The organism is Rhizobium sp. UFLA01-1127, assembly GCF_059803845.1.
The window spans coordinates 1-6,728 of record NZ_JAUQTZ010000221.1; the positions used below are offsets into that span (position 1 = coordinate 1).

Below are 6,728 nucleotides of genomic sequence, written 5' to 3' on the forward strand. Positions count from 1 at the left end.
GGTGGCAGCCATGTGCGTCTTGCCGATTTTTCCGGGAAGCCGGTGGTTATCTATTTTTACCCCAAGGACGACACCACGGCCTGCACAACGGAATCGATTTCCTTCACCGCACTCGCAAGCGATTTCGCCAAGGCGGGGATCGCTCTTCTCGGCGTATCGCCCGACTCTGTGAAAAGCCATGACAAGTTCGTCAGGAAGCACGCGCTTTCCGTTCCGCTTGCGTCGGATGAGGAGAAGACCATGGCTGTTGCCTACGGCGTCTGGCGGGAAAAGAGCATGTATGGCCGCACCTATATGGGCGTCGTCCGCTCGACCTTCCTGATCGGAGCCGACGGCCGGATCGCGAGAATTTGGGACAAGGTAAAGGTCGCGGGACACGCCGAGGCTGTTTTGGCCGCCGCCAGGGAGCTTTGACGGCATGACCGGCGATTCCTTACCGATTACGTCGCTGCGCGGCGGCGCCATCGCCGCCATCCGTTCGGCCGATCTCGATGTGAAGACCACCCTTGCTCAGGAATCGGCAGCGCGCTGGTTTGCCCGCACCCTGTCGCTGCGTTCACCGCTAGATCCCCCGCTGGCCGACCGCCCCGGCCGGCCGGACAAACCGGAACTGGTTCCGCCGAAGCACATGGAGAAACGCTCCCTGCATACCCTTAAAGGTCGTATCGCGCTGCTCCATGCCATCGCCCATATCGAGCTGAATGCCGTTGATCTGGCGCTGGATATCGTCGCACGCTTTGCGACGGGGCCGGTTCCCAACTCGTTCTTCGACGGATGGATGCAGGTTGCCTTCGAAGAAGCCAAGCATTTCCGCATGGTTCGGGCGCGCCTGCGGGAACTGGGTGCCGATTATGGCGATCTGCCGGCTCACGACGGCCTGTGGCAGGCCGCCCATGCGACCCGCACCGACCTGACCGCCCGCCTCGCCGTCGTGCCGCTGATCCTCGAAGCGAGGGGACTGGACGTAACACCCGCACTGCAGGCGAAGATGCGCGAAACCGGCGACCTGCAGAGCGCGGCCGTACTTGATGTGATCTATAATGACGAGAAGGGCCATGTCGCGGTCGGCGCCAAATGGTTCCGCTTCCTATGTGCGCGGGAGAAGCGTGACCCGGCCCGCACTTTCCAGGAGCTAGTGCGCGCAAACTTCCGCGGCTCCCTCAAGGCGCCGTTCAACGATATAGCGCGCGCGGAAGCGGGACTGACGCCGTCCTTCTACCGTTCGCTGACATCCACAAGCAATGCTTGATATACTGAGGTAAAACGGCCGTTTTCTAGTATCCGATACTAAGATGGAAAGCATTCGTTAACCATAATGACGTGTACTTCCATTGGGTGCCAAAAGGCACCGATTGGGAGATTCTCGGTGACAGCAAGGCCTCACAACCGGGTTTTCGGCAAACAGCAGCGGCAGCACACCATTATTTTGGCCAGCGGAGATACCGTACGCCATATGACCGTGCGACCGTGGATGGCCGCCATCGCGGTCTGCCTGATCGGGATATTCTCGATCGGCTATCTTCTTGCGACATCCTACCTCGTATTGCGCGACGATCTGATCGGCGCGACGATGGCTCGCCAGGCGCGCATGCAATATGACTACGAGGATCGAATTGCCGCTTTGCGCGCCCAGGTCGACCGTGTCACCTCCCGCCAGCTTCTCGATCAGCAGGTCGTGGAAGAAAAGGTCGATAAGCTGATCGAACAACAGCAGCAACTCTCTTCACGCAATGGCAAGCTCGGCACTCTGCTCGACAGAGCCGGGAATTCTGGCCTCACGGATAAGAGCGCGCATCCGGATGCGAATGCCGCTTCCAAGAACGAACATGCCCAGCTGACTTCGCCCAAGGCGATCGAAAAACTTCTCCTGAGCGGCAAGCCGGCCGATGCCACACCCGACAACTCCACGCTCGCCTATGTCCCCGCTCCGGAAACCGTTGCAGATCGGGCCGACCGCGTCTTCTCCAAGGTGACGCTGTCGCTGAAACATATCGAACAGGATCAGCTGTCTCGAATCCGCGGCCTCACGGCAGACGCGTCTGAGACTGCCAATTCCATTCAGTCGATCATGCAGAATGTCGGCGTCAAGGTTCCGAACGAGATCGCAGCCGCGGCCGGCAAGGATACGGATGGCGTGGGCGGACCCTATGTCCCGCCTCAAAATGTTGATCAGTTCGAGCAGTCCATGGCGGATCTCGATACCGCCTTGACGCATCTGGAAACAGTGCGGGGCGCAGCCGAGAGCCTGCCTTTCCGTAATCCGGCACCGGGCAAGCTCGTCACCAGCCCTTTCGGCAACCGCAAGGACCCTTTCTTCGGCACGCTGGCGCTCCACACCGGTACGGACTTCCACTTCAGCCCCGGCGAGAAAATCAAGGCCACCGCTCCGGGCAAGGTAATAGCGTCCGGCTGGACGGGTGGATATGGAAACATGGTGGAGATCGACCATGGCGGCGGCATCTCCACGCGCTATGGGCATATGGAGCAGATCCTCGTCAAAGTCGGCGACAAGGTCGGCGCCGGCGATGCGATCGGTCTTGCCGGCAGTACGGGACGCTCGACAGGAACACATCTGCACTATGAAGTGCGCGAGAACGGGCATCCCATAGACCCGATGTATTTCATCGCTGCCGGCACGAAACTCGCAAGTTACATCAGCGGATTGGGCGCAATTTAGCTGCCGAAATTGTGACAAACGCGCAACAAAGATGGCACTAATCCAAAAATTGCGTCATGAATGAACTTCAGGCCGGTTGAAGCGCCTGCTTTCCTTGACTTCACGGGTATTTGGTTCTATGTCGCGCTGCGTTGCGATGCGTTCCTGCGTGTCGATTCATGGTGTTCGACTGAACCAAGACGGAATTAGATTTCCCTTTGACAACATTTGCTGACCTTGGCTTGAGCCAAAAAGTCCTTTCCGCGGTAACTGACGCGGGCTACACCACACCGACTCCGATCCAGGCCGGTGCGATCCCCTTTGCGCTTCAGCGCCGCGACATCTGCGGCATTGCCCAGACCGGAACCGGCAAGACGGCTTCCTTCGTGTTGCCGATGCTGACCCTGCTCGAAAAGGGCCGCGCACGCGCCCGCATGCCGCGCACGCTGATCCTGGAGCCGACGCGCGAACTCGCCGCGCAGGTCGCCGAAAACTTCGAGAAGTATGGCAAGAACCATCGCCTGAACATTGCCCTGCTGATCGGCGGCGTCTCCTTCGAGGACCAGGACCGCAAGCTGGAGCGCGGCGCCGATGTGCTGATCTGCACGCCCGGCCGCCTGCTGGATCATTTCGAGCGCGGCAAGCTGCTGATGAGCGCCGTCGAAATCTTCGTCATCGACGAAGCCGACCGCATGCTCGACATGGGCTTCATCCCGGATATCGAGCGCATCGCAAAACTCATTCCTTTTACGCGCCAGACGCTGTTCTTCTCAGCGACGATGCCGCCGGAAATCCAGAAGCTGGCCGACCGCTTCCTGCAGAACCCGGAACGCGTCGAAGTTGCCAAGCCGGCATCGACTGCCAAGACGGTGACGCAGCGCTTCGTTGCCTCGCATGGCAAGGACTACGAGAAGCGTGCGACGCTGCGCGATCTCATCCGCGCCCAGACGGACCTCAAGAACGCGATCATCTTCTGCAATCGCAAGAAGGATGTGGCCGATCTCTTCCGTTCGCTCGAACGCCACGGCTTCTCCGTCGGCGCACTGCACGGCGACATGGACCAGCGCTCGCGCACGACGATGTTGCAGAACTTCCGTGACGGACAGATCCAGCTTCTCGTCGCCTCCGACGTCGCAGCCCGCGGTCTCGATCTTCCGGATGTTGGTCACGTCTTCAATTTCGATGTTCCGATTCATTCGGAAGATTATGTTCACCGCATCGGCCGGACCGGCCGTGCTGGCCGTTCGGGCGCCGCCTTCACCATCGTCACCAAGCGCGATACCAAGCATGTCGACGCGATCGAGAAGCTGATCGGCGAAGACGTCCAGTGGCTGAACGGCGACCTGTCGTCGCTGCCGCCGGCCGACGAGAGTGGCGATGACAATCGCTCGTCCCGCCGCCGCGACCAGAAGAGCAAGGGCCGCGACCGGGATCGCAGCCGCGGAGGCCGCAACGCCTCGAGTCATAAATCTGATATCGACGTCGAGGATAATGGCGTCGTGGCGATCGAAGCAGCACCAGCAAAGGCCGAAGGCGTGAAGAACGAGCGCAAGTCTGAGAACAACAATAACAAATCCCATAACGGTTCTCGCAACAATCACCGTCCCTTCCCCGCTGCCAACGACGACCATCGCGAGCGCCGCAACCGCTACCGCGATCAGGATGACGGCCCGACGCCGGTCGGATTCGGCGACGATATCCCCGCCTTCATGCTCATCGTGGCAAACGCCAAGGGCTGATAGATCCCGTCCAGACACGCAATCTCGGGATCTGCATATTGGGCAAGCCCGGCATCGATTTCCCAGGACTAGGAACCGGTCTCGCAATAGTGCGGGACGGCAAGCTTTTGCTGTATCGGCGCCTCAAGGCGCCCGAAGCCGGCCTCTGGAGCATCGTTGGCGGCAAGGTCGATCATATGGAGCCGGCCGCCAGGGCTGCCATCCGCGAGGCTGAAGAGGAAAGCGGTCTTTCCATCGGCAAGATCGACTATCTCTGCACCGAGGAAGTCATCATAGAGGCCGATCGCCAGCACTGGATTTCACGGATCTTTATCTGCCGGGACTTTTCCGGCGAACCGCGGCTCACGGAGCCCGACAAGCTCTCCGATTTCGGCTGGTTCGGCCGCAGCGAGTTGCCGGCTCAGCTTTCCGAATTTGCGAGGGCAACTATCGCCCGTCTGAGCGAAGAAGATTTCCGCTAGAACCTGAAGCCCAGCGTCACATCCCCTTCATCGTCTCCGGTTACGCAGGCCGAAATCCGGAGACCATCGATGCATTCCGCCGCACAGCCAAATCGCCCCAAAATCGCCGAGACCGTTATTCACTCGACGGCGAACATAAGAGATTCGACCGTAGGCAAATGCTGCGAGATCCTGGCCGACACGTCCTTGCATACCGTCGAACTCGGAGATTACTCCTATTTAGGGCCTCGCTGCATCGTCGGAGATGCAGCGATCGGAAAGTTCTGCGCTATCGCGGCAGAGGTCAGGATCGGCGCGCCCAACCATCCGATGGATCGCCCATCCATGCACCGCTTCACCTACTGCCCGGAATATTACTCGGCAGATGCTGTGCGCGACACCTCCTTTTTCGATCAGCGGAAGGCAGACCGCGCCATCATCGGCAACGACGTGTGGATCGGCCACGGCGTCATCGTCTTGCCGGGCGTAAAGGTTGGAGATGGCGCCGTGCTCGCAGCAGGCACGGTCGTCACGAAGGATGTCCAACCCTATACCATCGTCGGCGGCGTCCCTGCGAAATTCATTCGCGAGCGATTTACGCGAACCGTTGCGGAGAGACTTGCGTCGATCGCCTGGTGGGATTGGCCGTTCGAGACTATCATGGAGCGGCTTGCGGATTTTCAGTCGAGCGACATAGAGGCTTTCTGCGAGCGCTGGGCATAAGACCCACCGCTCGCCCGCGTCCGAAATAAAAGTGCAGTAAACCGCCAAGAGGTCGGCTGGGGACAACCGCTGCTGAATTTCAAAGGCTTGCGCGACGCTCTTTACTTATCCGCGCGCAATGCCGCCTCATAGGCAAGCCTGACCCATCGCGCCATCACCTCCGGATCGTCGAACGCGTCGTCGGGTATCGACCAATAGGGCATGTTGACGGCCTTGCCCTTCTTGCCCTCGTAGGCCCAGCGCCGCGCGCCGGCAGCCGCAAATTCGGAAGCGCTGGCATCGTCGGCCTTGAGGAGTATCTCGTCATCCACTTCGACCGCGAGGATGCGCCCCATATGATAGATTCCCTTGCCGCCGAACATCCGCTTGACGGTGATCGGCCCAAGCGACTGAAACATCTCCTCGATATCGATATCGTCCATTCCCTACCCCTTCAAAACCCCGCCTGCCGCGACGACGGCCTCGGGCGTATCGACATCGAGATGTGCGGCCTCGCCGATCTCGATGTCAACAACCGGAAGGCCCGATGTTTCGATGATGTGCCGGGCGCCCACATCGCCCTCCAGCCGCATCACCGCATTCAGGACCGATCTCGGCAGGATGACGGGATTGCCGCGCTTGCCGCCGGACACCGCCCGCACGATCGCATGGCCGTTCGCCTCACGGAAGGCGGTCATCAGGGTTTTCAGGTCGTTGCTGGTGACACCGGGCATGTCGGCCAGCATGATAAGAATACCGTCGGCCTTTTGAGCCGCTCGCGTGCCGACGCCTGCAACCAGCGAACTGGCCATGCCCGAGGCATAGTCCGGATTGAAGACAGGCTCGACCGCAAGCCCATGCAACGCCGCTTCGATATCGTCCCGACGATGCCCGGTGACCGCGACGATGTCGGACGCGCCGCTGGCAATAGCCGTCAAAGCCGAACGGCGCACCAGCGGTACGCTGTCGAATTCGGCCAGAAGCTTGTGCGAACCGCCCTCGCCCATGCGGCTTGCCTTCCCGGCGGCCAGCAAGACGATGGCAACCGATATCTCGGACGCCGGCTTGGCGGCAATGTCGCGCGGCCGTGGACGTGACTGTATTTCCATGAGCAACCCTCCAACGCCCATGCGTGTGATGTCTTGCGGAGTCGGTCGTTCGCCGGCTAATATGCGGTCCAGCACCCAGTCG

General features: G+C 60.5%; 8 protein-coding genes. 6 read left to right on the plus strand and 2 right to left on the minus strand.

Annotated elements, in window-relative coordinates; genetic code table 11:
- The 6 genes from Q4Q11_RS30410 to Q4Q11_RS30435 form a co-directional block, all read left to right on the plus strand.
- The coding region (locus Q4Q11_RS30410) for a peroxiredoxin (protein ID WP_498571805.1) at window positions 1–414 on the plus strand (414 nt) is incomplete at its 5' end.
- Window positions 415–418: 4 nt separating this feature from the next.
- Complete coding sequence (locus Q4Q11_RS30415; RefSeq protein ID WP_113214222.1) at window positions 419–1,249, plus strand: ferritin-like domain-containing protein; 831 nt, start codon at window positions 419–421, stop codon at window positions 1,247–1,249.
- Window positions 1,250–1,453: 204 nt separating this feature from the next.
- Window positions 1,454–2,677 (plus strand): peptidoglycan DD-metalloendopeptidase family protein, encoded by a 1,224-nt coding sequence (locus Q4Q11_RS30420; RefSeq protein WP_498571809.1) that lies wholly within the window; start codon window positions 1,454–1,456, stop codon window positions 2,675–2,677.
- A gap of 197 nt (window positions 2,678–2,874) precedes the next feature.
- Entirely contained in the window at window positions 2,875–4,395 is a 1,521-nt protein-coding gene (locus Q4Q11_RS30425) for a DEAD/DEAH box helicase (RefSeq protein WP_112510857.1), read from the plus strand.
- Between the two features lie 38 nt (window positions 4,396–4,433).
- A complete protein-coding gene (locus Q4Q11_RS30430) occupies window positions 4,434–4,856 on the plus strand; it encodes an NUDIX domain-containing protein (protein ID WP_498571806.1) in 423 nt (140 codons plus the stop codon).
- Window positions 4,857–4,925: 69 nt separating this feature from the next.
- Window positions 4,926–5,558, plus strand: coding sequence for a DapH/DapD/GlmU-related protein (locus Q4Q11_RS30435; RefSeq protein ID WP_498571807.1), 633 nt, complete (start codon window positions 4,926–4,928; stop codon window positions 5,556–5,558).
- 101 nt (window positions 5,559–5,659) lie between these two features.
- Here Q4Q11_RS30435 and Q4Q11_RS30440 read toward each other — a convergent pair whose 3' ends face one another.
- Both Q4Q11_RS30440 and Q4Q11_RS30445 read right to left on the minus strand, forming a co-directional pair.
- Window positions 5,660–5,980: a TfoX/Sxy family protein gene (locus Q4Q11_RS30440; RefSeq protein ID WP_112510851.1), complete on the minus strand. Its 321-nt coding sequence runs from the start codon at window positions 5,978–5,980 to the stop codon at window positions 5,660–5,662.
- A gap of 3 nt (window positions 5,981–5,983) precedes the next feature.
- A partial coding sequence (locus tag Q4Q11_RS30445; RefSeq protein ID WP_498571808.1) for a nucleotidyltransferase family protein occupies window positions 5,984–6,728 on the minus strand: 745 nt, incomplete at its 5' end.

Bases quoted from the DNA above. Each gene is read 5' to 3' on its own strand.
- Q4Q11_RS30415 (WP_113214222.1), top strand. From the start codon at position 419: ATGACCGGCGATTCCTTACCGATTACGTCGCTGCGCGGCGGCGCCATC.
- Q4Q11_RS30420 (WP_498571809.1), top strand. From the start codon at position 1,454: ATGACCGTGCGACCGTGGATGGCCGCCATCGCGGTCTGCCTGATCGGG.
- Q4Q11_RS30435 (WP_498571807.1), top strand. From the start codon at position 4,926: ATGCATTCCGCCGCACAGCCAAATCGCCCCAAAATCGCCGAGACCGTT.
- Q4Q11_RS30440 (WP_112510851.1), bottom strand. From the start codon at position 5,980: ATGGACGATATCGATATCGAGGAGATGTTTCAGTCGCTTGGGCCGATC.